The 26,600-nt window shown below is 39.4% G+C and carries 17 protein-coding genes, 1 rRNA gene and 2 riboswitches (1 of these 20 running past the window's edge); of the genes, 16 read left to right on the forward strand and 2 right to left on the reverse strand.

All coding sequences use genetic code 11. The annotated features are described in order from the left end of the window. Positions 1-24: 24 nt before the first annotated feature. The 5 genes from QFZ31_RS33605 to QFZ31_RS33625 all read left to right on the forward strand — a co-directional run bounded on the left by QFZ31_RS33605 (position 25) and on the right by QFZ31_RS33625 (position 6,933). Positions 25-1,065, forward strand: coding sequence for an ABC transporter ATP-binding protein (locus QFZ31_RS33605; RefSeq protein WP_179603469.1), 1,041 nt, complete (start codon positions 25-27; stop codon positions 1,063-1,065). Positions 1,066-1,091: 26 nt separating this feature from the next. Next, on the forward strand, positions 1,092-2,150 hold the full coding sequence (locus QFZ31_RS33610; RefSeq protein WP_307312578.1) for an ABC transporter substrate-binding protein: 1,059 nt from the start codon (positions 1,092-1,094) through the stop codon (positions 2,148-2,150). An 82-nt stretch (positions 2,151-2,232) separates the two neighbouring features. Further along, on the forward strand, positions 2,233-3,945 hold the full coding sequence (locus QFZ31_RS33615; protein ID WP_307312581.1) for an adenine deaminase C-terminal domain-containing protein: 1,713 nt from the start codon (positions 2,233-2,235) through the stop codon (positions 3,943-3,945). A 5-nt stretch (positions 3,946-3,950) separates the two neighbouring features. Beyond that, positions 3,951-5,273 carry an amidohydrolase gene (locus QFZ31_RS33620; RefSeq protein WP_307312617.1) on the forward strand — a complete coding sequence of 441 codons (1,323 nt, stop codon included), beginning with the start codon at positions 3,951-3,953 and terminating at the stop codon, positions 5,271-5,273. Positions 5,274-5,502: 229 nt separating this feature from the next. Beyond that, on the forward strand, positions 5,503-6,933 hold the full coding sequence (locus QFZ31_RS33625; RefSeq protein ID WP_307312584.1) for an alkaline phosphatase PhoX: 1,431 nt from the start codon (positions 5,503-5,505) through the stop codon (positions 6,931-6,933). A 70-nt stretch (positions 6,934-7,003) separates the two neighbouring features. Here QFZ31_RS33625 and QFZ31_RS33630 read toward each other — a convergent pair whose 3' ends face one another. Next, the gene (locus QFZ31_RS33630; protein ID WP_307312586.1) at positions 7,004-8,446 is read right to left on the reverse strand and encodes a glycoside hydrolase family 1 protein; all 1,443 of its coding nucleotides are present in this window, start codon (positions 8,444-8,446) and stop codon (positions 7,004-7,006) included. 483 nt (positions 8,447-8,929) lie between these two features. On the opposite strand from QFZ31_RS33630, the gene QFZ31_RS33635 reads away from it, so the two are divergent. The 3 genes from QFZ31_RS33635 (at position 8,930) to licT (ending at position 13,283) form a co-directional block, all read left to right on the forward strand. Beyond that, positions 8,930-10,852 carry a beta-glucoside-specific PTS transporter subunit IIABC gene (locus QFZ31_RS33635; protein ID WP_307312589.1) on the forward strand — a complete coding sequence of 641 codons (1,923 nt, stop codon included), beginning with the start codon at positions 8,930-8,932 and terminating at the stop codon, positions 10,850-10,852. Positions 10,853-10,919: 67 nt separating this feature from the next. Beyond that, positions 10,920-12,341: a 6-phospho-beta-glucosidase gene (locus tag QFZ31_RS33640; RefSeq protein ID WP_307312593.1), complete on the forward strand. Its 1,422-nt coding sequence runs from the start codon at positions 10,920-10,922 to the stop codon at positions 12,339-12,341. Positions 12,342-12,452: 111 nt separating this feature from the next. Then, positions 12,453-13,283, forward strand: coding sequence for a BglG family transcription antiterminator LicT (gene licT / locus QFZ31_RS33645; protein WP_306077372.1), 831 nt, complete (start codon positions 12,453-12,455; stop codon positions 13,281-13,283). Between the two features lie 97 nt (positions 13,284-13,380). On the opposite strand, the gene QFZ31_RS33650 is transcribed toward licT, so the two are convergent. Next, positions 13,381-14,493: a UDP-N-acetylmuramoyl-tripeptide--D-alanyl-D-alanine ligase gene (locus QFZ31_RS33650; RefSeq protein WP_307312596.1), complete on the reverse strand. Its 1,113-nt coding sequence runs from the start codon at positions 14,491-14,493 to the stop codon at positions 13,381-13,383. 201 nt (positions 14,494-14,694) lie between these two features. Here QFZ31_RS33650 and QFZ31_RS33655 point away from each other — a divergent pair, with 201 nt between their 5' ends. The 8 genes from QFZ31_RS33655 to QFZ31_RS33690 form a co-directional block, all read left to right on the forward strand. Further along, complete coding sequence (locus QFZ31_RS33655) at positions 14,695-15,636, forward strand: AAA family ATPase (protein WP_373459957.1); 942 nt, start codon at positions 14,695-14,697, stop codon at positions 15,634-15,636. A 1-nt stretch (position 15,637) separates the two neighbouring features. Continuing rightward, on the forward strand, positions 15,638-16,855 hold the full coding sequence (locus tag QFZ31_RS33660; RefSeq protein WP_307312601.1) for a DUF58 domain-containing protein: 1,218 nt from the start codon (positions 15,638-15,640) through the stop codon (positions 16,853-16,855). Beyond that, complete coding sequence (locus QFZ31_RS33665; protein ID WP_307312603.1) at positions 16,852-19,053, forward strand: DUF3488 and DUF4129 domain-containing transglutaminase family protein; 2,202 nt, start codon at positions 16,852-16,854, stop codon at positions 19,051-19,053. Before QFZ31_RS33660 ends, QFZ31_RS33665 begins: the two co-directional genes overlap by 4 nt. A gap of 32 nt (positions 19,054-19,085) precedes the next feature. After that, a riboswitch (purine riboswitch) is annotated at positions 19,086-19,187 on the forward strand. A gap of 100 nt (positions 19,188-19,287) precedes the next feature. After that, on the forward strand, positions 19,288-20,841 hold the full coding sequence (guaA, locus tag QFZ31_RS33670; RefSeq protein ID WP_307312607.1) for a glutamine-hydrolyzing GMP synthase: 1,554 nt from the start codon (positions 19,288-19,290) through the stop codon (positions 20,839-20,841). Positions 20,842-20,946: 105 nt separating this feature from the next. Next, positions 20,947-21,048, forward strand: a riboswitch (purine riboswitch). A 106-nt stretch (positions 21,049-21,154) separates the two neighbouring features. Beyond that, entirely contained in the window at positions 21,155-22,480 is a 1,326-nt protein-coding gene (locus tag QFZ31_RS33675; protein WP_307312610.1) for an NCS2 family permease, read from the forward strand. A 274-nt stretch (positions 22,481-22,754) separates the two neighbouring features. Continuing rightward, a complete protein-coding gene (glcT, locus tag QFZ31_RS33680; protein WP_307312612.1) occupies positions 22,755-23,597 on the forward strand; it encodes a glucose PTS transporter transcription antiterminator GlcT in 843 nt (280 codons plus the stop codon). A gap of 183 nt (positions 23,598-23,780) precedes the next feature. Continuing rightward, positions 23,781-25,853 (forward strand): glucose-specific PTS transporter subunit IIBC, encoded by a 2,073-nt coding sequence (gene ptsG, locus QFZ31_RS33685; RefSeq protein WP_307312615.1) that lies wholly within the window; start codon positions 23,781-23,783, stop codon positions 25,851-25,853. Between the two features lie 350 nt (positions 25,854-26,203). Then, positions 26,204-26,600 (forward strand): 16S ribosomal RNA (locus tag QFZ31_RS33690); it runs 1,153 nt beyond the window's last position.

Consider the following 26,600-nt stretch of genomic DNA (forward strand, 5'->3'; position numbering starts at 1 on the left):
CATCGAAGGGGGTAAAACAGCATTATGTCCTATGTAGAACTAAAAGATATTCGTGTGAGTTATGACAACAAAGCCAATATTTTAAAAGATTTAAATTTATCAATTGAAAAGGGCGAATTGGTTTCCTTGTTAGGACCATCAGGCTGCGGGAAAACAACCACTTTACGTGTTATTGCCGGCTTAATTGAGCCTAATGATGGTGAGTTTCTTGTTGACACACAAAACCTAACAAAGGTGCCCGTTCATAAACGTGAATTTGGAATGGTATTCCAAAGCTATGCATTGTTTCCACATCTAACGATTAAGGAAAATGTGGCGTTCGGCTTAAAACTACGCAAGGAAAAAAAGAATTCCATAGAAAAAAAGGTAAAAGATATTTTAGCGATTACAGGCTTAGAAGAGCTGGGGGACCGCTATCCCAAACAACTTTCAGGCGGACAGAGACAACGTGTAGCTTTAGCGCGCGCCTTAGTCATCGAACCAAAATTATTATTATTAGATGAACCATTAAGCAACTTAGATGCAAAATTACGCTTGGCAATGCGTATCGAAATTAAACGGATCCAAAGGCAATTAGGCATTACATCCGTGTTTGTAACGCATGATCAAGAGGAATGTTTCTCGATTTCAGACAGAGTTGCTGTTATGAATAAAGGCGTAATCGAACAGTTCGACACACCTGAAGAAATTTATAATAATCCAAAAACGGAGTTCGTGGCCCGTTTTATCGGGTTTGAGAACTTCTTTGAATTAACACCAACAGAAGAATGGAACTATAAAGCTATTGATGGAACAGTTTTCCATAGTACTCGTGATTGGGAGCCTGGAAAGCATACGGGAACCATTCGTCCGGATGATATCGAGATAACAAGAAATAGTAAACAAACTGAAAATAATATGGTGTCAGGGATTATAAAAGTTCGTACGTTCCTTGGCAAGTCCTACCAATATGAAGTCGAAACACCTATTGGCAAATTACTCGCAAATAAAACAGATGATGTGGTCTATCAAGTTGGAGACGAAGTTACATTATCCATGCCATCTCACAAACTAATCATAGTTTAAAACATCCAAGAAAAGGGGAGAACAAAATGAAAAAGAAATTAGGTTTAGTAAGTTTAACTTTAGTATCTGCTGGTATACTGGCTGCATGCGGAGGCGGCGGCGACAAAGATGCGAGTAAGGAAAAACAGACATTGGTCATCTCCACTTTTGGTTTGGAAGAAGATAAAATGCAAGAAGATGTTTTCAAACCATTCGAAGAAAAATACAATGTAGACATTGTGTTAGAAACTGGTACAAGCTCTGAGCGTTTGACAAAATTGAAAAGCAATCCAAACTCAACGGTTGATGTAATTGAATTGTCGCAATCAAATGCGGCTGATGGTGTATCAGCAGATTTATTTGAAAAAATCGACAGCTCAAAGGTTCCAAATATGGACAACTTAATCGATAGTGCAAAAGAATTAGCTGAGGATGGTTCTGGACCAGCTTACACGCTGAACAGTATCGGAATTGTCTATAATAAACAGACAGCAGGTAAAGAAATTAAGGAATGGGATGACCTATGGGATTCTTCTTTAAAAGGGAAAATTTCCATTCCGGACATTACTACCACATTTGGTCCAGCGATGCTATATGTAGCAAGTAGTCACGGGAATGTTGACCTTACAACTGATAATGGAAAAGCAGCATTTGAAGGAATCACTGATTTAGCTCCAAACGTTGTAAAAACGTATAGCAAATCTTCTGATTTAGCCAACATGTTCCAATCAGGAGAAATTGCAGCGGCTGTTGTCGGTGACTTTGCTGTTCCGATTATTACAGAATCCAATCCAGATGTAGCCTATGTTGTTCCGGAATCTGGAACCTATGCAAACTTTAACACAATCAACATCAACAAAAACTCTAAAAATAAGGACTTGGCCTATAAGTATATCGATTGGAGATTAAGCCAGGAAGTTCAAGAAAAAACAGCTGTGTCTCTAAATGAAGCTCCAACTAATAAAAATGTAGTACTAGACGAAGAAACGGCTAAAAATAAAACGTATGGTGATGTGGCAGAACGTACAAACAAAGTGGATTCTTTATTCGTAAATAAAAACCTTGAATCTTGGATTAATCAATGGAATCGAATTTTGAATAAATAGAAACGATAGTAAGGAGAAGGGCTAAGGATAATTCTTGGCCTTTTTCTCTTTTATAAAGGAATCAGAGGGCGGGGGAATATAAATGAAAGTCGATTTAGCAATTGTAAATGCTCAAGTTTTTAATACTTTTTCCAAAAGGTTTGAAAAGAAAAATGTATTTATTGTTAAGGATAAATTTTACTATATAACTGCGGACGAAATAGATGATTGTCAGGCAGCAGAAGTAGTTGACGCGAAAAATCAGTATTTGATTCCTGGCTTAATGGATATTCACATGCATATTGAAAGTTCAATGACTTCCCCTTCTATTTTTTCAGAAGCAGTGTTAACCCACGGAGTAACAACGGTTATCGCTGATGCCCATGAAATTGCGAATGTGTTTGGTATGGAAGGGCTGGAGGCGTTCTTTTCCCAGCCAAGTGCCATGGATATTTTCTATGCGATCCCTTCCTCTGTTCCGTCGACGACACCAGAATTAGAAACAACTGGCGGTTTTATTGGTGTTGAAGAAGTGAAACAGCTCTTGAAGCATCCGAAAGTAATGGCACTAGGGGAGGCGATGAACTTTAATGGCATTGTTAATGAACCCAATTCTTTGATTCGGGAGATTTTACGTGCAGTTCAAGCGGAAAGGCCGCTTATGCCTTTAGAAGGACATGTTCCGCGGGTTTCGGGATTAGAATTATCAAAGTTCTTATATGCAGGTATAACGGCTGATCATACCCATCAATCGCCCGAATCCATTTATGAGAAAATCACCAATGGAATGTTTTTAGAATTTCAAAAGAAATCAATTACCCCTGAAAACATCAGCGTTGTTGTTGAAAATGATTTCTATGAATATATGGCCATCATTACGGATGATGTGATGGCGGACGACCTGTTGGAAGGACATTTGGATGCCAACGTTCGATTGGCTATTTTCTCCGGAATGCCAGCAGAACAGGCTATCTATTGCGCTACTTATACGCCTGCAAGAAGAATGGGATTTCAGGACCGAGGTGCGATTGTTCCGGGCTTTAAAGCTGATTTTCTCTTGCTCAATGATGTTGAAAGCTTTGAAATTGGGGCGGTCTATAAGGATGGGAAATTAGTCTATACACAAGGAGATGAAATCAAGTATCCGGCTGTGAAACCTAATTTTCCAGAACACTTCTATCATTCTTTGAATTGCAGGGCATTAACGGCAGAGGATTTACGTTTTAAGGTGAAGGTTTCTGAAAAGGCTGTAGTCAACGTAATTAAAATTTCGGAAGTGGGTACATTTACTGAACACGTACAGCAAGAAGTTAGGGTCGCAGATGGATTTTTAGATTGGGAGAATAGCGGGTTAGCCTTAATTGTTGTGATGGAACGATATGGGAAATCAGGTGACATTGCCTACGGATTTGTTGATAAAGCTCTATATAGAAAAGGAGCTGTCGCCACTACATGGGCTCATGATCATCATAATTTAATGGTAATGGGAACAAGCCTGGAAGATATAATAGCCGCGCAAAAACAATTATTGGATATGCACGGCGGATATGTTGTGGTACAAGGCGGGGAGGTTCAAGCAGTTTGCCCATTGCCAGTGGGCGGTATTATCAGTGACGCACCAATACAAGAACTAGGTGCGCAATTGATGGAAGTTCGTCAAGCGATGAGTAGGCTAGGCTACCGCAACAGCAATGAAATTATGTCCTTCTCGACATTATCTCTGCCGGTTTCACCTGTTATCAAAATTACAGACAAAGGGATGATGAATGTGCGATCTCAAATGATCATCCCGCTAATTGAGGGTGAACAAATTTGAAAATTGTGATTAAAAATGCCTGGATATTAACAATCAATGAACAGATGGAGCAGTTCCCGAACGGCTATATATTAGTGGATGGCGAGAAAATTTTAGATGTTGGCACGATGGATTCACTGCCAATTGACATCGCCTATGATCAATGTATTGATGCCAGAGGGGCAATTTTGTTACCTGGCATGGTCAATACACATACACATATTGGCATGATTCCGTTTCGTTCATTAGGGGATGACTATCCAGACCGTTTACACCGCTTTTTATTTCCGTTAGAAAATGAATGTATGAATGAACAGCTTGCGTACACGAGCGCAAAATATGCCATTGCTGAAATGCAGCTTGCCGGTGTGACGACATTCTTTGATATGTATTATTTTGAACAACAGTTGGCAGAGGCAGCAGAAGAAATGCATAGCCGCAGTATCTTAGCAGAAACAGTCATAGACACAGTAACAGTTGATGTGCCAGAGCCAATGGGTGGTTTACAGTATGCTCAACGATTTCTACCGAAATGGCAAGGGAATAGTAGAATTCAAGCCTCAGTAGCACCACATGCCCCCTATTCTAATACAATTGAAGTCGTCCAGCAGGCCGACGCTTTGTCTCGAAAGTACGATGTGCCATGGATGATGCATGTTAGTGAAATGGACTTTGAAATGGAAAAGTATCGTATAGAATACAATCAAAGTCCGATTGAATTTTTAGAGGAGATTGGCGTATTAAGTCCAAGGCTAATTGCTGCCCACTGTATTCATTTGTCAGACCATGATATTGAGGTGTTGAAGAAGTATGATGTAAAGGTTGCGCATTGTATCGGTGCTAATACTAAATCTGCTAAAGGGGTAGCCCGTGTTCAGGATTTATTAGCTGCTGGTGTAACAGTTGGGCTGGGAACAGATGGGCCAAGCAGCGGGAATACCTTGGACTTATTCAGCCAAATGCGATTGTTTGCCAATTTTCATAAAACGTTTTTACAGGATCGCAGCGCCTTTCCAGCTGAAGAAATTGTAAAGTTAGCCACATGCGGAGGAGCGAAAGTTATAGGTATGGAGAAGCAAATTGGCTCTATTGAGGCAGGGAAACAAGCAGATTTCATCCTAGTTGAAACCGATTCAGTCAATATGTTTCCTATTTTTGATCCTTATTCTGCACTAGTGTACTCGGCTAATGCTGGTAATGTTAGAGACGTATTTATCGCTGGGAAGCAAGTGGTTGCGGGGAAAAAATTAGTGGATTATGATGAAGTTCAATTAAGAGCAGAGCTTGCTGAAGCGATGGAGCAATGCGGATTTAAGGCAAAAGCATTAAAAGCATTGTCGGAAAAATAGAGAGAAATTAAATATGACTACTTCCTTATTAAGAGGATGTAGTCATTTTATTATTATTTGTTATTTACGATTAGGATTTTTTCATAAGCGCTCTTCTCTTGGAGCTAAGACCTATTTACAATTCCTTATCATTAATTCACTGAATTTTTACAAAAATCCTATTTTCCTTTAAAACTATTAATTTAATCTATTACTAGATTCATAATTAATAGTTGAGGAGAGATAGTCTGTGAATAATGAAACTTCTAAAAACTGCTTGAACAGAAGAGACTTTTTAAAAGCGGGAGGAATGGGTACACTTGCCCTTACACTGGGGTCAACAGGGGTATTAGCACTTGGTTCAAAAGCATTTGCGGATACAACGAATAATCCAACCAGCGGTTTTGGTGGTTATGGTCCTTTGGTTCCGGATCCGAATGGAATTCTCGACCTTCCAAAAGGTTTTCATTACAAAATTATCTCTGAAGAGGGAGAGCTAATGTCTAACGGGACAAAAATCCCGGGTGGATTTGATGGAATGGCAGCTTTTGAAGGTCCAAACAATACGACCATCCTTGTTCGTAATCATGAATTAGGGGCAGGTCCAGCGTTTGGAAGCAATCCGTATGATGCAAATGCCCAAGGTGGTACAACGGCTCTAGTTGTAGGAGCTAATCGCGAAGTTATTAAAGAATATGTAACGTCTTCAGGAACAATCCGAAATTGTGCTGGTGGTGCAACACCTTGGGGCACTTGGCTGACTTGTGAAGAAAACCGTTCTACGGGACACGGATATGTATTCGAAGTAGATCCACAGCAGCCGGAAAACGATCTGTCCAAAACTCCAATTAAGGAGATGGGCCGTTTTGCACACGAAGCCTGTGCAATTGACCCATCTACAGGATATGTATACTTAACTGAAGATGCAAGCCCAAGCTACCTTTACCGTTTTACCCCAAATAACACGAGCCAAAAGCCTGGCTCGTTACAAGAAGGCGGTACGCTGTATGCCGCTGCGATTGAGGCGGTAACTGATCCAGCTGCAAGCACTTTTAAAACAGGCCAAACATTTAAAATTGTTTGGAAGAAAGTTGATCCTCATATGTGCCGCGAGGAAGCAGCTGCACATAACTGCATTAAATTCTCAAGACTTGAGGGAGCGTTCTTTCAAGAGGGTGTTTTCTGGTTTGATGATACCTCTGCCGGCGACAAAAAACTCGGCCGCGTTTACCGTTATATTCCTCACACGAATACATTGGAGCTTTTCTATGAGGGAAATGATGTACGAGAAATGGAATATCCAGATAATATCTGTATGACCCCATGGGGTGACCTGTGGTATGCAGAAGATGGTTCAGGACAAGATCGACTTATGGGAATTACCCCAGAAGGCAAAGTCTATCCCTTTGCCGCCAACCGTTTAAGTGATTCTGAATTGGCAGGACCAACCTTCTCCCCTGATGGAAACACGCTTTTTGTTAATATTCAAAGTCCAGGCCAAACCTTTGCTATCTGGGGACCATTCCAACGCAGAAACTCAGCGCGCGCAAGAGAAATGTCCTACGCTGCTCCTGCCAATCTTGCACCGCAAGTTTCGGAAAAAGTGGCTAAGGCTGCAGAGGCGCAAGGTATGTCCGTTCTAGAAGCAGCAGCATTTGAACGACATGGCATAAAGTTATAAATAGTAATAAACAATTTAAAGGTACAAAAAAAGCAGAGATCAAGATGCCTTGGTCTCTGCTTTTTGATTCTTATAATTCTTGCCCGTTTGTAGCAATCACGTTTTTGTACCAGAAGAATGATTTCTTCTTACTGCGGTCAAGCGTACCACTTCCATCATCATGCTTATCGACATAGATAAAGCCATAACGCTTGGACATTTCGCCTGTTGATGCACTCACTAGGTCGATACAGCCCCATGGAGTGTATCCCATTAAATTAACACCATCTTCAATGGCTTCACCCATTGCATCGATATGGCTTCTTAAATAATCAATACGATAATCATCATTGATTGAGCCATCCTCTTCAACTTTATCATAAGCACCGAGTCCATTTTCTACGATAAATAGTGGCTTTTGATAACGGTCATATAATTGGTTAAGAGCGATACGAAGTCCAGTAGGGTCGATTTCCCAGCCCCAATCACTAGCGCTTAAGAATGGGTTTTTAACGCCGCCAATCAAATTACCTTGGCCAATTTCCTCAGGTGTTTTATTCTTTTTATCTGTGCGTGACATATAGTAACTGAATGAAATGAAATCAACAGTACCTTCCTTGATGATTTCTAAGTCACCCTCTTTAATCTCAAGGTTAATGCCGTTCTCTTTAAAGAAACGATTTGCAAAAGCTGGATAAGCTCCTCTGACCTGTACATCACCACAGTAATTGTTAAATAGACGTTCCTCTTGTAGTGCATGTAATACATTTTCAGGATTGCAATCATAAGAATATGTTGGTGCATAAATTAGCATACAGCCGATTTGACTTCCTGGAATGATTTCATGTCCTGCTTTTACTGCAAGCGCACTTGCTACAAACTGATGATGCAGGCCTTGGAAACTATCTTGTAATTTTGTTTCTTCCGTCTCTGGTGAGAAACCAAGTCCTAGAATTGGCATGTGTGTCGCACCATTAATTTCGTTAAAAGTTAACCAGTATTTTACTTTGTTTTTATAGCGCTTGAACAATGTTGTTGCATAACGTTCAAAGAAACCGATCACTTCGCGGTTACGCCAACCGCCATATTCAGTGATTAAATGAAGCGGAATCTCATAATGAGAAATCGTAACAACTGGTTCGATATTATATTTTTTTAGTTCATCGAATACACGATCATAGAAAGCTAGCCCTTCTTCATTTGCCTCTAGCTCGTCGCCTTTAGGGAAAATTCGGCTCCAAGCAATACTCATACGATATGTTTTGAATCCCATTTCAGCAAACAGAGCGATATCTTCTTTGAAACGGTGATAAAAATCAATACCATCATGGTTCGGATAAACGTATTTCTCATTATCGATTTTAAAGTCAAAACCAGGTTCTCCAATAACCTTTAATCTTACTTTACCGCCAGGCATGACATCGGCAAGATTCATACCTTTGCCGCCTTCAAGATAGGCACCTTCTAATTGGTTTGCAGCTGTAGCGCCGCCCCATAAAAATCCTTCTGGAAATTGATAAGTAGATTTACTCATATTAGTATCCCTCCATTTTCTTGGTTACGCTTTCTACTAAAGCAAATAAAAAAACCTAAACCACGTAACGAAGACAGAAAAGTCTCATAGATTACGTGATTTAGGTTTTGCCTGCATAACCAGTAACAATCCTAAAAGGTTGTTTTGTTTAATTGCGTTTACTATAACATGATTTTTTTGGTCAAGCAAGTTTTTTGTAAACGGTTATTTTTTGGCATTTATATATAAATAAGAGGCATATCGGCAATCTATAAAATTATTAATTTTTTTAAAAAGAAAGCGTTGACACATGCCAAATACCCGTGATAAATTACACGTATCAAATAAAACTTAATAAAATTCCTTTGCAGGAATGTTACCTTAAGTGGGCATAACCTGATCTGATTAGAAAACACGCACAAGAATCTCGTGTGTTGTTTCTAATCGGATCAGGTTTTTTATTTGAAAAATATATATCAAATAATAGAAGGAAGGTATAAAAATATGAAATACGAACAGTTAGCAAAAGATATTCTTGCAAATGTGGGCGGAAAAGAAAACGTTTCCAGTGTTGTTCACTGTGTTACACGTCTCCGCTTTAAGTTAAAGGATGAAGGCAAAGCAAATACAGAAGTGTTAAAAAATATGGATGGTGTTGTTACCGTCATGAAAAGCGGAGGACAATATCAGGTTGTTATTGGAAACCATGTTCCTGATGTGTATGCGGCTGTTACAACAGTAGGAAATCTTGGTGCTGTTAGTGAAAGCAGTGATACAAGCAGTGGTGAAAAAGTTGGTTTGGGTGCAGCTTTCATTGACATGATTTCAGGCGTTTTCCAACCAATCCTGGGTGTTTTGGCTGCAACAGGTATGATTAAAGGGGTTGCTGCCTTAATCTTAGCGTTAGGCTGGGTTGAAGCAACTTCAGGTACGTACCAATTATTCAATATCGCTGGTGATGGTTTATTTAACTTCTTGCCAATTTTCTTAGGGTATACAGCGATGAAGAAATTTGGCGGTACACCGTTTATCGGGATGGCGATTGCCGCAGCATTGGTACACCCTACATTAGCAACTCTAACTACAGGGGAAGTATCAAACGTTCTTTTCAAAGGTACACTCTTTGAATCACCAATACACATTACATTCTTAGGAATTCCTGTAATTATGATGAGTTATGCATCAAGCGTAATTCCAATCATTCTGTCAGCATTTGTAGCTTCAAAAGTAGAAAAAAGTTTAAAGAAAGTCATTCCAGATGTTGTAAAAACATTCCTAGTTCCATTCTGTACAATTGCGATTATGGTGCCATTAACATTCCTAGTCATCGGACCGATCTCAACATGGGCTGGCAGTTTGTTAGGTGCAGCGACGGTTTGGATTTATGAGTTAAGCCCTCTTGTAGCAGGTTTAATTCTAGGCGGATTCTGGCAAGTGTTTGTTATTTTCGGTCTTCATTGGGGTCTGGTTCCAATTGCAATGAACAATTTGACTGCTTTAGGCAACGACCCAGTATTAGCAACAACCGTTATGGTATGTTTTGCACAAACTGGTGCAGTATTAGCGATTCTGCTAAAAACGAAAGACAAAAAATTAAAATCACTTAGTGTTCCAGCGTTCATTTCAGGGTTGTTTGGTGTTACAGAACCAGCGATTTATGGTATTACATTACCGCTTAAAAAGCCATTTATCATGAGCTGTATCGGTGGCGGTGTCGGTGGTGCGATCATTGGTGCAACAGCAGGTAAGTTATGGATGTTTGGTGGAATGGGGATGTTCGTTATTCCAGCGTTCATCAAACCAGGTGCAGGACTCGATATGAGTTTCTATGGATCGATTATTGCGATGGTCGTAGGTTTTGCAGTAGCATTTGTTCTAACTTATTTATTCGGTGGAATTAATCAAGAGAAATCTTCAAAGGCAACAAAAGAAACAACTACAGCTTCTAATGAAGTTGCTGCAACTAAGGTCCAAGATGAAGAATTGGTGAGCCCATTAAACGGTAAAGTACTTGCATTATCAGAAATTGAAGATGCAGCGTTTTCATCTGGTGCACTAGGACACGGTGTAGCGATTGAACCAAGTGAAGGGAAGTTACTAGCTCCTGTATCTGGAACAGTATCCGCGTTATTCCCAACCAATCATGCGATTGGAATTACAACCGACTCAGGTGCAGAAATTCTAATGCATATTGGAATGGACACAGTTCAATTAGAAGGAAAGTATTTCACCGCACATACTACTCAAGGTGAGTATGTGAAAAAAGGTCAATTACTAATTGAGTTCGATATCGAGCAAATTAAAAAAGCCGGTAAGCCTCTAACAACGCCTGTTGTTGTGACGAACCATAAGGAATACAGTTTAGTGTTAACAAAACAAAAGCAAGTCAAAACAGGTAGTCAATTAATTAACCTAGTGACGAATTAATCACTTATATGAAGAAAGGAAAGGTTACTTTTCCTTTCTTCCTGTCGTTTAAGAAAGGAAGGATACTATGGCTTTTCCAAAAGGATTTTTATGGGGTGGCGCGATTGCGGCAAACCAAGCAGAAGGTGCTTATTTAGCAGATGGAAAGGGATTAACCACGGTTGATTTGTTACCAACAGGGAACAAACGCTGGGAGATTATGTTTGGGAATCTGCCTTCGTATGAACCACTTGAAGGTGAATTTTATCCATCACATGAAGCGATCGACTTTTATCACCGATATAAAGAAGATATCGCTCTTTTTGCAGAAATGGGTTTTAAAGCATTGCGTTTATCAATCTCTTGGGCTCGGATATTCCCAAATGGAGATGACGCTGAACCAAACGAAGCAGGACTTCAATTTTATGACAATGTGTTTGACGAACTATTGAAGTATGGTATTGAGCCAGTGGTAACCATTGCTCACTTTGATGTACCGGTTAACCTAGTGAAGAATTATGGCAGCTGGAGAAATCGCAAGATGGTTAGCTTTTTTGAGACATATGCGACAACTCTTTTTAAGAGATATAAGGACAAAGTGAAGTACTGGATGACGTTTAACGAAATCAATATGCTTCTGCACTTGCCGTTTGTTGGGGCTGGCCTTGTCTTTAAAGAGGGAGAAGATAAAAAGCAAGTGAAGTATCAAGCAGCACATCATCAATTGGTGGCAAGTAGCTTAGCGGTAAAAGCTGGCCATGAAATCATTCCAGATGCTAAAATCGGCTGTATGCTCGCAGCAGGTCAAACGTATCCTTACTCATGTAATCCTGATGATGTATTCGATGCAATGGAAAAAGACCGTGATTCCTTCTTCTTTATTGATGTGCAATCTCGCGGTCAATACCCAGGCTATGCCAAGAGATTTTTCAAGGACAATAACCTAACCATTGAAATGGAAGAGCAGGATGAAGAGCTATTAAAGAATCATACAATAGATTATATTGGTTTTAGCTATTATGCAAGCCGCACAACAAGTACGGATCCAGAAATCAATAAGACGACTGCTGGTAATGTATTTGGTTCTATTGAAAATCCTTACCTCGAAAAGTCTGAATGGGGTTGGACGATTGATCCGAAGGGCTTCCGTATTACGGCAAATCAATTGTATGACCGCTACCAAAAACCTCTTTTTGTTGTGGAAAATGGTCTAGGTGCTGTCGACGTTCCAACAGAAGACGGGGCGGTTAACGACGATTACCGTATCGAGTACTTACGAAAGCACGTGGCAGAAATGTCTGAAGCGATTGAAGACGGAGTTGAAATTCTAGGCTATACAAGCTGGGGACCAATTGATCTCGTCAGTGCTTCAACGGGTGAGATGAAAAAGCGTTATGGATACATTTACGTGGACAAGGATAATGAAGGAAACGGGACGCTCGAGCGTTCAAAAAAGAAGAGCTTTGAATGGTATAAGAGTGTCATTGCAACCAATGGAGAAAAACTTTAGTATATACTATAATGTAGGAAAGCTGTTATGGCTTTCCTTCTTTTGAATATCCAGATTTTAACGATCACTATTCAAGTTATTAAAACCAATTTAACATATATAGGTGGTCAAATGAAAATAGCCAAAGTATACAATAATAATGTCATAAGTACGTTTAATGAAAAAAACGAAGAGTTAGTTGTTATGGGGAAAGGTCTTGCTTTTCAAAAAAAGCCTGGAGATCTTGTGGACAAGGACAAGATTGAAAAGATTTTTGCTTTAAAAAATGAAGATATCTCTGAGAAGTTTAAGACCCTTTTATATGAAGTTCCCGCAGAATATATGGAAATCACTGAGGAGATTATTAAGATTGCAAAAAGCAGGCTAGGGAGAACTCTTAATGATAGCATCTATATCTCTTTAACGGACCATATTCACTTTGCAGTTGATAGAAACCAAAAAGGCTATGACATAAAAAATGCTTTATTGTGGGAAATCAAAAGGTTTTATAAGGAAGAGTTTTCAATCGGTTTAGAGGCAATAAAATTAGTTAATGAGAAGATAGGTGTCCTCTTACCCGAGGATGAAGCTGGTTTCATTGCGATGCACATCGTTAACTCAGGATTGAATGAGGAAATGCCAAATGTCGCTAATATTACGAGAGTCATGCAAGACATCTTAAACATTGTGAAATATCATTATAAAATAAATTTTGATGAGGAATCATTAAATTATTTTCGATTTGTGACGCATTTGAAATTTTTTGCCCAAAGGCTTTATAGTAAAAATTATATTGAGGACGATGATCCTTTTCTTTATGAGTCGTTTAAGCAAAAGCATAAAGAGGCTATTGAGTGTACGGAAAAAATTAATGATTATATCGTAAATCAATTTGACCATAGTCTTACGAATAATGAAAAATTATACTTGGCTATCCATATACAGAGAGTGGTAAATCGCTAATTTTGGTCATTGTGAAAAAGGGTCTTTCATCAGCACATTAAACTGGTGGAAGACCTTTTTTCGTATTGGCCATTCTATAATTGGTTTGCGAAAAAATTTAGGCATCTCCATATCTGGCTGTTAAGAAATTAACTACATCCTCCATCTTGGCTTTGCGGGCACCTTTCACTAAAATAGTCGTTCCTGGGGATAAATTAGTAAGGGCTTGAAATAGCTTTTCTTTTTGTTCAAAATGAATAACGTTGTCCGGAGACATTCCTTGTTCCAGCGCTGCCTGTAAAATCATCATGGCAAGCTCACCAGTCGTATAAAGATAATCTACTTTATTCAGGGCTGCATATGAGCCAACTTCCTTATGTGCTTCCTGTGTAATGACTCCTAGTCCTTTCATGTCTCCTAGTACAGCAATTTTTGTTCCATTCAAGCCTACATTGGTCAGGACATCAATGGCTGCTTTCATCGCATCTACATTTGCACTGAAGGTATCATCGATTATCGTGATATTATTAGTAAGTTTTTTAGTTGCCATCCGCATTACAGGCTTGTTGTACTGTTCCAAACCTCGAGAAATTTCTTCTGGTGTAAAGCCAAGCAGGTCACCAATAGCAATCGCAAACAGCGCGTTATATATATTGTGAATTCCATAGATTGGAATGTGAAATGGGAAATGTGTTCCTTTTAATTTTACGCGAAATTTCATCCCGCCTTCTGTATATTCCACTGTTTCGGCACGATAGTCTGCCCGGTTTTTGATTCCGACTTTTATTATCGTTCCAGGAAAGGATTTGATAAGCAGGTGCTTAGAATTATCGTCATCCCCATTGAATAAGAAAATACCAGATTGGTCCATATGTTGTATAAGTTCAGACTTTGCTGCCGCCAATTTTGTTACATCTCCGCCGAAATTGCCGATATGAGCGGTGCCGATATTCGTAATCACGCCAATATTAGGTTTAATAAAACCGCAATGCTTTATGATGTGCCCGAAGTAAACGATGCCAAATTCAACCACCACTGCCTGATGGAAATCTCTGAGCCTCTTTGCGCTTTTTTCCGTATTGATAAATGCATTATTCACATCTCTAGATTCGTAAATCGTCCATCGTTGTCTTAATATCGAAGCAATCATCGATTTCGTCGTTGTTTTACCAGCACTCCCCGTAACCGCAATGGTTGGTCTTCGATTACTAGGGAATAATTTTTTGTTCATCCTTTTGCCCCCAACACAAGTCATATATTATTCTGCCATAAATAGGTTATGCCGCTCGAAGATTATCAGTGTGGGATTTCATTTAGTTTTTGAATATTGAGTTACTTTTGACAGGAATTTCCCAAAGAAAAATAGAATACATGAGATATAATGTTCTATATAGAGAGATAATTGAGGAGGATATACGTGGCTCTTGAAAATATGAACCCAATAATAGAAAAAATTCTTTTAAACATTGAAAAGGTGATGATTGGAAAGAGGAATGTAGCGGAACTTAGCCTTATTGCTTTATTAGCAGAAGGCCATGTGCTGCTGGAGGACGTGCCAGGTGTGGGGAAGACGATGATGGTCCGTGCTCTCGCGAAGTCTGTTAATGCGAACTTCCGCAGGATTCAGTTTACCCCTGACTTATTACCATCAGATGTTACGGGAATTTCGATTTATAACCCAAAGGAAATGGAATTTCAGTTTCGGCCTGGACCGTTGATGGGGAACATTATCCTTGCAGATGAAATAAACAGGACCTCGCCAAAGACACAGTCTGCTCTACTTGAAGGAATGGAGGAGGCCAGTGTAACCATTGATGGGGTCACCCATCGATTAGAAAAGCCATTCTTTGTCATGGCGACACAAAATCCTATAGAATACGAAGGGACATATCCGCTGCCAGAAGCACAGCTGGATCGCTTTTTATTAAAAATGAAAATGGGCTACCCTGAAGTGGAAGAAGAGATAGAAGTTCTTAATAGAGCTCAGAAAGTCCCGCCGATCGAAGACCTTCATCCAGTGGTGGATCTCGAAGGTTTACAATCCCTGCAAAAAGAAATAAAAGAGGTGTATGTCGACCAAACGATTAAGCGCTATATTGTAGATATCGTTAACCTGACTCGAAAATTTCACTCTGTCTACCTTGGCGCTAGTCCAAGGGGCTCCATTGCTTTAATGAAAGCTGCACAAGCCTATGCTTTTATGTATGGTCGAGACTATGTTATCCCTGATGATATACAATATCTAGCACCATTTGTTTTATCTCATCGGATTATTTTAAAATCAGAAGCAAAGTTTGAGGGATTGACAGCGGAAGAAATTGTAAATCGAGTGATTGCAAGAATTCCTGTTCCTGTCCAAAGGCTCGTGAAGTAATATGAAGAAATTATCGATTCCATTCAAAAAAGTATGGAAGTTTGTCGTCTTACTCTTTTTGATTGTGCTTACCTTTTCATACGCCATGTTTCAAGGCGGATTTGTAAGCTGGTTTTTATTTTATAGCTTCTTACCTTTTGCTCTTTATTGTATCGGCTTATCCTTTTATTCTTTGAATGAGTTGGAAATAACCAGACAAATACCCAAAAATGATTACAGTGCTGGTGAACCGTTGGAGGTAACCGTAACCGTAAAGAGAAAATCATTTTTCCCGATATTTTATCTGCTGATTGAAGATGATGTAGATGACGCCCTAAAGCATTCCCAGCAAAAAAAGAAGGCAAAGGCACTAGTATTGCCGGGTTTTAGGAAGGAATTTTCCTATGAATATGTTATTCATGAACTTCCACGGGGCGAGCATAAATTTAAAGGATTTATCGTCCGAACAGGTGATATTTTAGGCTTAGTTGAAAAAGTAAAATCGCAGACAAATGAAAGTAAAATCATTGTCTACCCCGCTTATACAGAATTACTGTACCGGCCCTTTGAAACCCATTTTGATCAAGGTATGACTGCGTCAAGGGAACGGGTACAGCGTGATACCACATTGGCGATTGGTGTCCGGGATTACCAGCCCGGTGATCGGTTTTCGTGGATTAACTGGAAAGCCTCTGCAAAACGAAATGAAATTATGACAAAGGAATTTGAACAGCGTCAATCCCATGATGTATTTGTTGTGATGGATTGCATACCCGATAAGCGCTTTGAAGCAATTGTTTCCTTTACGGCATCTTTATTACGTGCCGTTTTGAAGAAGGGAGCACAAATTGGGCTCTTGACCATTAGTCGAGAAAGGGCATCATTTCCTATAAGGGGCGGTGAAAACCAACTGCAACAGCTTTTCTATCATTTAGCAAAGATAGAAGCAAAGAGTCCTTCCTCGTTTGAAAAAGTGTTAGAGACAGAGGGGATGTTTGTCCAACAAACGGTATCCTTCTTGCTAGTAAGTGCCCAATTAACGAAGCCTTTACTAGAGAAGGCTGGCTACCTTGGGCAAAGAAAAGGAAAGATTACACTTTTTCTTATAAAGGGGGAAAAGGAGTCTTCTACACAAGACGAAAGATCATTGATTGCACTGGCCAACGCACGGAATATACGTGTAGTAATGGTACATGAAGGGCAATTTGCATCTGCCTTTTCGGAGGTGAATTTGCGATGAAAAGAGATTTTCAGTCATTTACTTTATACATGTTTGGTTTTTTGCTTTTGTGGGAATGGCTTCGTCCTGTCGAGAAATTAACCACCACAGATCATATTGAAATGTTTGTGATTTTTATCCTCTTATCTTTTACATTAGCTTTTCTCAGGATGAAGTGGATTTGGCAGACAATCATAAAATTATGGTTTATCCTCTTTTCAGTCAATATGTTTCATTATGAGGAAGGGTTCTTCCAATTCAGCTGGATCACATTTTTTACTGATGATTTGACCACAAATTTCAGTAGGATTGTTGCTCGCAATTGGTTAGGGTTGACCAATGAATTCAGGACATTTTTGTTGTTTATTCTTCTCTGGTTAATGGTGTACTTAGTTCACTATTGGCTTTTGAATCGGAAAAGAATCTTCATTTTCTTCTTTATGACGCTTATTTATATCACCGTGTTAGATACATTCACACTTTATAGTGCAAAAACAGCCATTGTCCGAACCGTGATAGTTGGTTTTGCGGTTTTGGGAATGTTAACCTATTACCGAATTCTAGCCAGAGAGAATATAAGTGGTGATTCCTTTACGGCACGAAAATGGATGAGACCGTTAGTTATAATGATTACGTTTAGTGTTATCGTTGGAATTATTTCTCCAAAATTCGCACCTATATGGCCGGACCCTGTTCCATATCTTAAGGCTGCCGGCAATAAAGGCGGTGAGGATGGAGTTGGTAAAGGGGTTTCTAAAGTAGGGTACGGCACAGATGATTCCCGTTTAGGTGGTTCTTTTATTGGGGATGACAGTGTCGTGTTCCGCGCTGAAGCAGTCGAAAAGAATTATTGGAAGGTAGAAACGAAGGACCATTACACAGGAAAAGGCTGGATTCCTTCAGAATCCACTCTCTCCCGAATAGGAGGAGAAGATTTAATACCTGTGTCTTCTATCCCTTCAAATGTTGAAACCCGGGATGAGAATGCCTCCTTATTTATGTTCATGGATTATGATCATCTCATTTATCCCGCTGGTATCCAAAGGGTGCAATTTCAACGTAATTATATTTTAGAGATCGATTCCATAAAAGAAAAAATCTCAATATTAAACGGCTTTGACTCTGCTCCAATGGCTCCTGATTCCTATTCAGTGGAGTATAAGGTGCCAAAATATCAAGCAACTGAACTAAGGGAAACAGTAGCAGCAGACCCTGAACAGATTGATGCAGAATTTCTCGCAAGATATACACAATTGCCTGATAACCTGCCTGATAGAGTTAGGGAGCTAGCTGTAAGTATAACGGAAAAAGAAACAAATTGGTTTGATAAAGCAAAAGCTGTGGAGCGTCATTTTGGCGGCTCTGGGTTCAGGTATAGTCAGAGTGATGTAGCTGTTCCGGGAGAAAATGATGATTACGTGGATCAATTTTTATTTGAAACAAAAATAGGGTATTGTGATAATTTTTCGACCTCAATGGCGGTTTTGCTCAGGTCCCTAGGAATTCCTACACGATGGGTAAAAGGGTATACTGGCGGGGAATTTCTGAATTACAGTGAAGACGAACCTTCAAAACAAATTTATGAAATTACCAATAATAATGCCCATTCCTGGGTTGAAGTTTATTTTCCTAACCAAGGATGGGTGCCGTTTGAGCCAACAAAGGGCTTCACAAATAGTGTTTCGATCGATTTTACAAATAATGATGGAACAACTCCTGCTGTCGAAACAACTGCTCCGGCGGTGCCAAAGCCACAGAAGAGCCTGGAGGAAGATAGCAGCAGTACGGAGAAGAATGAACAAACTTTTTCATTTAGTGGTTTCTGGCTTAGTATAAAAACATTCTTCAATCAAGAATGGAAATGGGTATTCGTTTTGTTTGTGGTAGTTATTGGTACGACCTGCCTAATGTATAGGCTGCGAGGAAAATGGATACCGCGTTTATATTTACTTCAGTTCCGATTAAGAAAAAGGGATGAAAATATCGGCAAAGCTTATCTTATCCTTTTAGAACAATTAGAGAGGTATGGCTTAAAGCGTAATGAAGGCCAAACATTGAGAAATTATGCCCGCTACATTGATACCTTCTTTGCATCTAGAGAGATGTCAAAGCTGACGGATAGATATGAGCAATATCTATACCATCAAAAACTTCCAGAAGGAAGCTGGAAGGATACACGGGAATTATGGGAAAATTTAATTAAAAAGACAATTGCTTGACCGATAAAACGACCTATTGTTACAATAAGGCGTAAAATTATACGGTTTTCCTTCATATATCCTCGAAAATAGGGTTCGAGAGTCTCTACCGGGTTACCATAAATAACCTGACTATGAAGGCAGAAATTTCTGCTATAGCAATTGTGATAAAGCTAGAATTCTGCCTTCCTGGTTTATATGGAGGGGGAATTCTAGTTTTTTTTTGTTATTAAAGCAAATACTAACCTTATTATTATGGAAGAGGTGGACGTGTTGACAAATACAGATTTGATTGTGGTTTTAGACTTTGGAAGCCAGTATAACCAGTTAATTACACGGAGGATTCGTGAGTTTGGTGTCTACAGTGAACTACATCCTCATACAATTACAGCAGAGGAAATTAGAAAAATGAATCCAAAAGGAATCATTTTTTCAGGCGGACCGAATAGTGTTTATGATGAGAATTCATTCCGCTGTGATGAGGAAATTTTTGAAATGGGTCTGCCTATTTTAGGGATTTGCTATGGGATGCAATTAATGACTGTTCACTTTCAAGGGAAAGTTGAAAAAGCGAAGAACCGTGAATATGGGAAGGCTGTAATGAACCTTCAAAATCAAACCAAACTTTTCCACGATATGCCCGAAGAGCAAGTGGTTTGGATGAGTCATGGAGATTTGGTTGTTGAAGCACCAGCTGGCTTTACTGTTGACGGAACAAACCCACACTGCCCAATTGCTGCTATGAGTGACGAAGCAAGGAAACTTTATGCGGTTCAATTTCACCCAGAAGTTCGTCATTCCGTATATGGTAATGATCTGCTTAAGAACTTTGTTTTTAATGTATGTGAGTGTAAAGGCGACTGGTCAATGGGGAATTTCATTGAAGTGGAAATGGCAAAAATCCGTGAGCAGGTTGGCGATAAAAAAGTACTTTGTGCTCTCAGCGGCGGAGTAGATTCCTCTGTTGTAGCTGTGCTTATTCATAAAGCTATTGGCGACCAGCTAACTTGTATTTTTGTCGATCATGGTCTACTTCGCAAGAATGAAGCAGAAAGTGTTATGAAGACTTTTGCTGAAGGCTTCCATATGAATGTTATTAAAGTGGATGCAAAAGAACGTTTCTTATCTAAATTAGAAGGTGTATCTGATCCGGAGAAAAAGCGGAAAATTATCGGCAACGAGTTCATTTATGTATTCGATGATGAAGCAACGAAGCTTGAAGGAATTGAGTTTTTAGCTCAAGGAACACTGTATACTGATATTATCGAAAGTGGAACTGCTACTGCTCAAACCATTAAATCTCATCATAATGTCGGCGGATTGCCTGAAGATATGCAATTTAAATTAATCGAACCTTTGAATACCCTGTTTAAAGATGAGGTCCGTGCGCTTGGTACTGAGCTTGGAATTCCGGATGATATTGTTTGGAGACAACCATTCCCTGGACCAGGTCTTGGAATTCGTGTCTTAGGAGCGATTTCTGAAGATAAGCTTGAAATTGTCCGTGAATCTGATTGGATCCTTCGTGAAGAAATTAAGAAGGCCGGACTTGATCGAGACATTTGGCAATACTTTACGGTGCTTCCAGACATTCGAAGTGTAGGAGTAATGGGCGATGCGCGTACATACGATTATACAATTGGTATCCGCGCAGTTACGTCTATTGATGGGATGACCTCTGATTGGGCACGAATCCCATGGGAAGTGCTCGAAGTTATTTCAACCAGAATTGTAAATGAAGTAGCTCATGTTAACCGGGTGGTATATGACATTACCAGCAAGCCGCCTGCAACTATTGAGTGGGAATAAATTAAAAAGAATACTTCTAAAAGCGAACGTTTTTAAATATATATTTAAAAACGTTCGCTTTTTTATTTACAAGGAGGCGGATCCTTGGTAAGATAAAGGGGAAGTAAATAATTTGTCGATTTAACTCGTATAATCTTGGGAATAAGGCCCAAAAGTTTCTACCGAGCCACCGTAAATGGCTTGACTACGAGGCGGTGTAAAAAACAGAGGTAGCCCCTCTATTTATTTGCATTTGCCCCAAGTCAAGCGTTCCGGAGATATCGGAGCGTTTTTTGTTTTTATAAAAAGAATTATTTGATAGGGGGAAGAGTAAATGCAAAAATATTTTATGTTTAAAGAATTAGGGACGAATTACCGTCGTGAGATTATTGGCGGCATAACGACCTTTTTGGCAATGGCCTATATATTAGTAGTTAACCCGCTAACATTGACACTATCAAGTGTACCGGATTTTCCAGATGCACTTCGAATGGATTATGGTGCAGTATTTGTAGCAACAGCACTAGCTGCAGCAATTGGATCCATTGTGATGGGATTACTCGGTAAGTATCCACTGGCATTAGCGCCTGGTATGGGATTGAACGCATTCTTTGCTTATACTGTTGTATTAGGAAGCGGCGTTCCGTGGCAGCATGCATTAGGTGCAGTATTCATTTCCGGCGTATTTTTCTTTTTATTAACGTTAACAGGTTTACGTGAGAAACTAATCAATGCGATTCCTATAGAGTTAAAGCATGCAGTTGGTGCAGGTATTGGTTTATATATAACGTTTATTGGATTACAGAGTGCTGGTATTGTAGTAAATAATGACGCAACTCTAGTTGGTTTAGGTGATTTGACAGCTGGACCAACATTACTAGCTATTTTCGGAATTGTTGTGACGGTAATTCTGATGACTAGAGGAATTAACGGAGCAGTATTTCTCGGAATGATTATTACTGTTATTGTAGGAATGATCTTTAACCTAATTGACACACCCGATAAAATTGTCGATACCGTTCCAAGTTTAGCACCTACATTTGGAGCAGCATTTTCTTCTTTTGGTGATAGTTCATTTTACACAATGGGGATGCTTGGAATTATCTTGACTTTACTTTTTGTTGATTTCTTTGATAATGCTGGAACACTTGTTGCAGTGGCGAATCAAGCGGGAATGATCAAAGACAATAAATTACCTCGTGCAGGCAGAGCATTACTTGCTGACTCAGTAGCAACAACCGTCGGTGCAGTACTTGGTACTTCAACGACAACATCTTATATTGAATCATCTGCTGGAGTAGCAGCGGGTGCAAGAACAGGATTTGCTTCACTCGTTACAGCAGCATTGTTTATTTTATCTTTGTTCTTCTTCCCATTATTATCAGTAGTTACAGCAGCAGTTACTGCACCAGCATTAATTATTGTTGGCGCCTTGATGGTTGGTTCATTAGGGAAAATTGAATGGACAAAATTTGAAGTAGCTGTACCAGCCTTCCTAACTATGATTGCCATGCCTTTGACATATAGCATTGCTACAGGTATTGCCATTGGGTTTATCTTCTACCCAATTACAATGATCGTTAAAGGGCGTACGAAAGAAATTCATCCAATCATGTACTTGTTCTTTGTTATTTTCATTCTATATTTCTTGTTTTTATAATTGAGTCTAAAGAGTCTGTGATGATCACAGGCTCTTTTTTTGCACGAATTCTTCTATTTTTTTGCAAAAAAAGAAATCATCAGTGGCAGACTTCATTCCAATACGCTAGTGAAGGACACAATTGCTTTGCTCGGATTTACAGTTGGTTTCTTTTTAATAGCGATAAGAGAAATTGCGTATATGTAATTGTGTCGAATATTGTCGTTGACTTCTTGTTTTGACTCTTATAACATGAGAATACTAAGGTAATTCGGACAAAATGGGGAGGAAGGCAATGCCAAAGCTATTAATTGATAAAGTATTAAATAACAATGTTTTGATTGCCGAACATCCTTCCTATGAAGAAGTTGTCTTAATCGGTAAAGGAATAGGCTTTAATCGAAAACATGGAGATTTTATTGAAACAGATTCGGTAGAAAAACTGTTTGTACTTAAAAATGAAAAGGAACAACAAAATTATATTAAACTGCTTCCGTTTATTGATAATGATCTACTAGAAGTAATTATTTCTGCTATAGGACTAATCAAACAAAGGACCCATACACAGTTAGATGAGCATATCCATGTTGCATTAACGGACCACTTAATGTTTGCAATCAATAGAGTATCTAAAGGAATGGAAATGAGTAATCCGTTCCTCGTAGAAACGAAAACGCTATATCGGCATGAATATGAAATTGCTGCGGAGGTTGTTGAATTTATCAATGAAAAAACAGGGATTTCTCTGCCTGTAGGGGAGATCGGTTTTATAGCTCTCCATATTCACAGTGCCATGACAAATAGAAACTTATCTGAAGTGAATCAGCATTCACAGCTAGTCAGCAGGTTGGTAAGTATGGTGGAAGAGCAGTTTGAAATTGAGATTGATAAAGAAAGCATTGATTATATGAGGCTTGTTCGCCATTTGCGATTCACCATTGAGAGGGTAGTGAAAGGGGAAAAAGTAGAAGAACCAGAAAAAATAAATTCACTATTGAAACAAGAATATCCTGTGTGCTATAATCTCTCATGGAAGCTCATTAAAGTGATGCAACAAGCATTAAAAATGAAAGTATTTGATGCAGAAGCTGTGTATCTAACGATGCATTTGCAAAGGATACAGAAAAAATTTAAATAGTTATTATTTTTTACGTGTTACTGATTCGATCAGGCATGAGTGAAAAGTATTAATTGAAACAATGGTTTTTGGGTAATCTATACCCGTAGCCTCATTTCAATTGAACTTTTACTCATGCCTTTTTTGTGTTTTTTGGTAAATGAAAACGCTTAATGAGCTATATAAAAAATGGAGGTATATATTATGTTTAAAAAAGCTTTTGGCGTCTTGCAAAAAGTCGGTAAAGCACTAATGCTCCCGGTCGCGCTATTGCCGGCTGCAGGTATTTTACTTGCCTTGGGGGCGGCGCTTAGAAACCCGGCACTTATAGAGTTAGCTCCTTTCCTAGATAACAGCACGGTGGATATGATTGCTGCTGTTATGCAAAAAGCCGGGGATATCATCTTTGGTAACCTCCCGCTCCTATTTGCGGTTGGTGTTGCAGTTGGTTTAGCTGGGGGAGAGGGTACAGCCGGACTAGCGGCAATTATTGGATACCTGATCATGAATGTAACGATGGGAACAGTCCTTGGAATTACAGCAGAAGATGTAAACGGTCTAAACTACGCAAACGTTTTAGGAATTCCGACACTGCAAACTGGAGTGTTTGGAGGAATAATCGTCGGTATACTAGCTTCTGCGATGTACAATAAGTTTTATGAAATTGAATTACCATCATATTTAGGATTCTTCGCAGGAAAACGTTTTGTACCTATTATTACAGCAGCGTCTGCTCTTGTTTTAGGTTTATTGATGATTTTTATTTGGCCGCCAATTCAAAATGGCTTAAATGCGTTCTCACAAAACATGGTACATGCAAACTTAACAATTTCTGCTTTTATTTTCGGAGTAATTGAACGTTCTTTGATACCATTTGGTTTACACCATATTTTCTACTCTCCATTCTGGTATGAATTCGGAGAATACGCAACAAAAGCAGGAGAAGTGGTTCGTGGAGATCAACGTATCTTCATGGCACAAATCACAGACAATGTTCAAAATTTAACAGCAGGAACATTTATGACAGGTAAATTCCCATTCATGATGTTTGGACTTCCAGCAGCTGCGCTAGCCATTTATCATGAAGCAAAACCTGAAAAGAAAGTTTTTGTTGGAGGATTAATGGCATCTGCTGCCCTTACTTCATTCTTAACGGGTATTACAGAACCAATAGAATTCTCATTTTTATTCGTAGCACCAATTTTGTTTGGTATTCATGCAATCTTCGCCGGGTTCTCGTTTATGATCATGCACTTGTTAGATGTAAAAATCGGGATGACTTTCTCCGGCGGTTTAATTGACTATATTTTATTTGGATTAATTAACCCGCAAACAAATGCGTGGATTGTTATACCTGTGGGTCTTGTTTTTGCAGTTGTATACTACTTTGGTTTCCGATTTGCGATTCGTACCTTTAATCTAAAAACTCCAGGACGTGAGTTGGAAGAAGAGGAAGAAAACCAAGCACCAACAGGTAAAGCTGGATCTGGTGATTTGGCGTCTAATATTTTGGATGCAATGGGTGGTAAGGGAAATATTGCTCACTTAGATGCATGTATTACTCGACTTCGTGTATCTGTTAATGACATCAAAAATGTTGATAAAGATCAATTGAAGAGATTAGGTGCGGCTGGTGTTTTAGAAGTCGGAAACAATATACAAGCGATATTTGGACCGCGCTCCGAAACCATTAAGGGCCAAATGAAAGATATTATGAATGGTAAAAAACCAAGCACTACTGTAAAAGCGCCTGAAAAAGGTGTGGAACAGCAAATCGAGGAAATTAATCCAGAAGCACTTCAAACTGCTCGCAGTAATGAAGACCAAGGATTTATGGCTCCATTGAAAGGTGAATTAAAGCCAATTACAGAAGTGCCTGACCAGGTATTTGCAGGTAAAATGATGGGTGATGGCTTTGCAATTGTTCCGGCAGAGGGTACAATTGTATCGCCTGTAAACGGGAAGATCGTTAACCTGTTCCCAACTAAACATGCAATTGGAATTCTTTCTGATACAGGCCGCGAGATTCTAATTCATGTTGGAATTGATACAGTGAATTTAAAGGGTCAAGGGTTTGAAACTTTAGTATCTGAAAATGACATTGTTGACCAAGGTCAGCCATTACTAAAAGTTGATTTGGATTATATTAAAGAACATGCTACATCAACCATTACGCCGGTTGTTTTCACTAACTTAGCTGAAGGTGAAAAGGTAGTGATTGAAAAGCCGGGTCAAGTTAATCTGAAACAAACAGGAATTATTAAAATTACGAAATAAGATGGAGCCGACTCCGAATATGAGAGTCGGCTTTCTTCTATATAAAAGACGAATATGTAAAGTGAAATTAATTTCAATATACTGTTGACGTTGGTTGTTAATGGTGTTATTATATTTTAGCGGTCGTTAATGACGATTTAACAACACGCAAGCGTCGGAAACATTTAAAAAAAGTGTTGACGCCGAGTTAACGAAATGATATAGTAATAGAGTTGCTTCCGAGCGAGATTGCTCTTGAAGTGAAAAAAGAAACTTTGCTCTTTGAAAACTAAACAAACAAGAACGTCAACAAAAAAACATTAGTTTCTACTATAGAAACTAGCTAACGTAACAAATGAGCTAAATCAACTTTCTTGGAGAGTTTGATCCTGGCTCAGGACGAACGCTGGCGGCGTGCCTAATACATGCAAGTCGAGCGAATTAAAAGGAGCTTGCTCCTTTTGGTTAGCGGCGGACGGGTGAGTAACACGTGGGCAACCTGCCTGTAAGACTGGGATAACTTCGGGAAACCGGAGCTAATACCGGATAATCCTTTTCCTCTCATGAGGAAAAGCTGAAAGTCGGTTTCGGCTGACACTTACAGATGGGCCCGCGGCGCATTAGCTAGTTGGTGAGGTAACGGCTCACCAAGGCGACGATGCGTAGCCGACCTGAGAGGGTGATCGGCCACACTGGGACTGAGACACGGCCCAGACTCCTACGGGAGGCAGCAGTAGGGAATCTTCCGCAATGGACGAAAGTCTGACG

This window comes from Neobacillus niacini, assembly GCF_030817595.1.
Taxonomy (GTDB): Bacteria; Bacillota; Bacilli; order Bacillales; family Cytobacillaceae; genus Neobacillus; species Neobacillus niacini_G.

What these genes read in the sequence shown, in the direction of transcription:
- QFZ31_RS33605 (WP_179603469.1), top strand. Translation starts at nt 25, where the DNA reads ATGTCCTATGTAGAACTAAAAGATATTCGTGTGAGTTATGACAACAAA.
- QFZ31_RS33610 (WP_307312578.1), top strand. Translation starts at nt 1,092, where the DNA reads ATGAAAAAGAAATTAGGTTTAGTAAGTTTAACTTTAGTATCTGCTGGT.
- QFZ31_RS33615 (WP_307312581.1), top strand. Translation starts at nt 2,233, where the DNA reads ATGAAAGTCGATTTAGCAATTGTAAATGCTCAAGTTTTTAATACTTTT.
- QFZ31_RS33630 (WP_307312586.1), bottom strand. Translation starts at nt 8,446, where the DNA reads ATGAGTAAATCTACTTATCAATTTCCAGAAGGATTTTTATGGGGCGGC.
- QFZ31_RS33635 (WP_307312589.1), top strand. Translation starts at nt 8,930, where the DNA reads ATGAAATACGAACAGTTAGCAAAAGATATTCTTGCAAATGTGGGCGGA.
- QFZ31_RS33640 (WP_307312593.1), top strand. Translation starts at nt 10,920, where the DNA reads ATGGCTTTTCCAAAAGGATTTTTATGGGGTGGCGCGATTGCGGCAAAC.
- licT (WP_306077372.1), top strand. Translation starts at nt 12,453, where the DNA reads ATGAAAATAGCCAAAGTATACAATAATAATGTCATAAGTACGTTTAAT.
- QFZ31_RS33650 (WP_307312596.1), bottom strand. Translation starts at nt 14,493, where the DNA reads ATGAACAAAAAATTATTCCCTAGTAATCGAAGACCAACCATTGCGGTT.
- QFZ31_RS33655 (WP_373459957.1), top strand. Translation starts at nt 14,695, where the DNA reads ATGAACCCAATAATAGAAAAAATTCTTTTAAACATTGAAAAGGTGATG.
- QFZ31_RS33660 (WP_307312601.1), top strand. Translation starts at nt 15,638, where the DNA reads ATGAAGAAATTATCGATTCCATTCAAAAAAGTATGGAAGTTTGTCGTC.
- QFZ31_RS33665 (WP_307312603.1), top strand. Translation starts at nt 16,852, where the DNA reads ATGAAAAGAGATTTTCAGTCATTTACTTTATACATGTTTGGTTTTTTG.
- guaA (WP_307312607.1), top strand. Translation starts at nt 19,288, where the DNA reads ATGGAAGAGGTGGACGTGTTGACAAATACAGATTTGATTGTGGTTTTA.
- QFZ31_RS33675 (WP_307312610.1), top strand. Translation starts at nt 21,155, where the DNA reads ATGCAAAAATATTTTATGTTTAAAGAATTAGGGACGAATTACCGTCGT.
- glcT (WP_307312612.1), top strand. Translation starts at nt 22,755, where the DNA reads ATGCCAAAGCTATTAATTGATAAAGTATTAAATAACAATGTTTTGATT.
- ptsG (WP_307312615.1), top strand. Translation starts at nt 23,781, where the DNA reads ATGTTTAAAAAAGCTTTTGGCGTCTTGCAAAAAGTCGGTAAAGCACTA.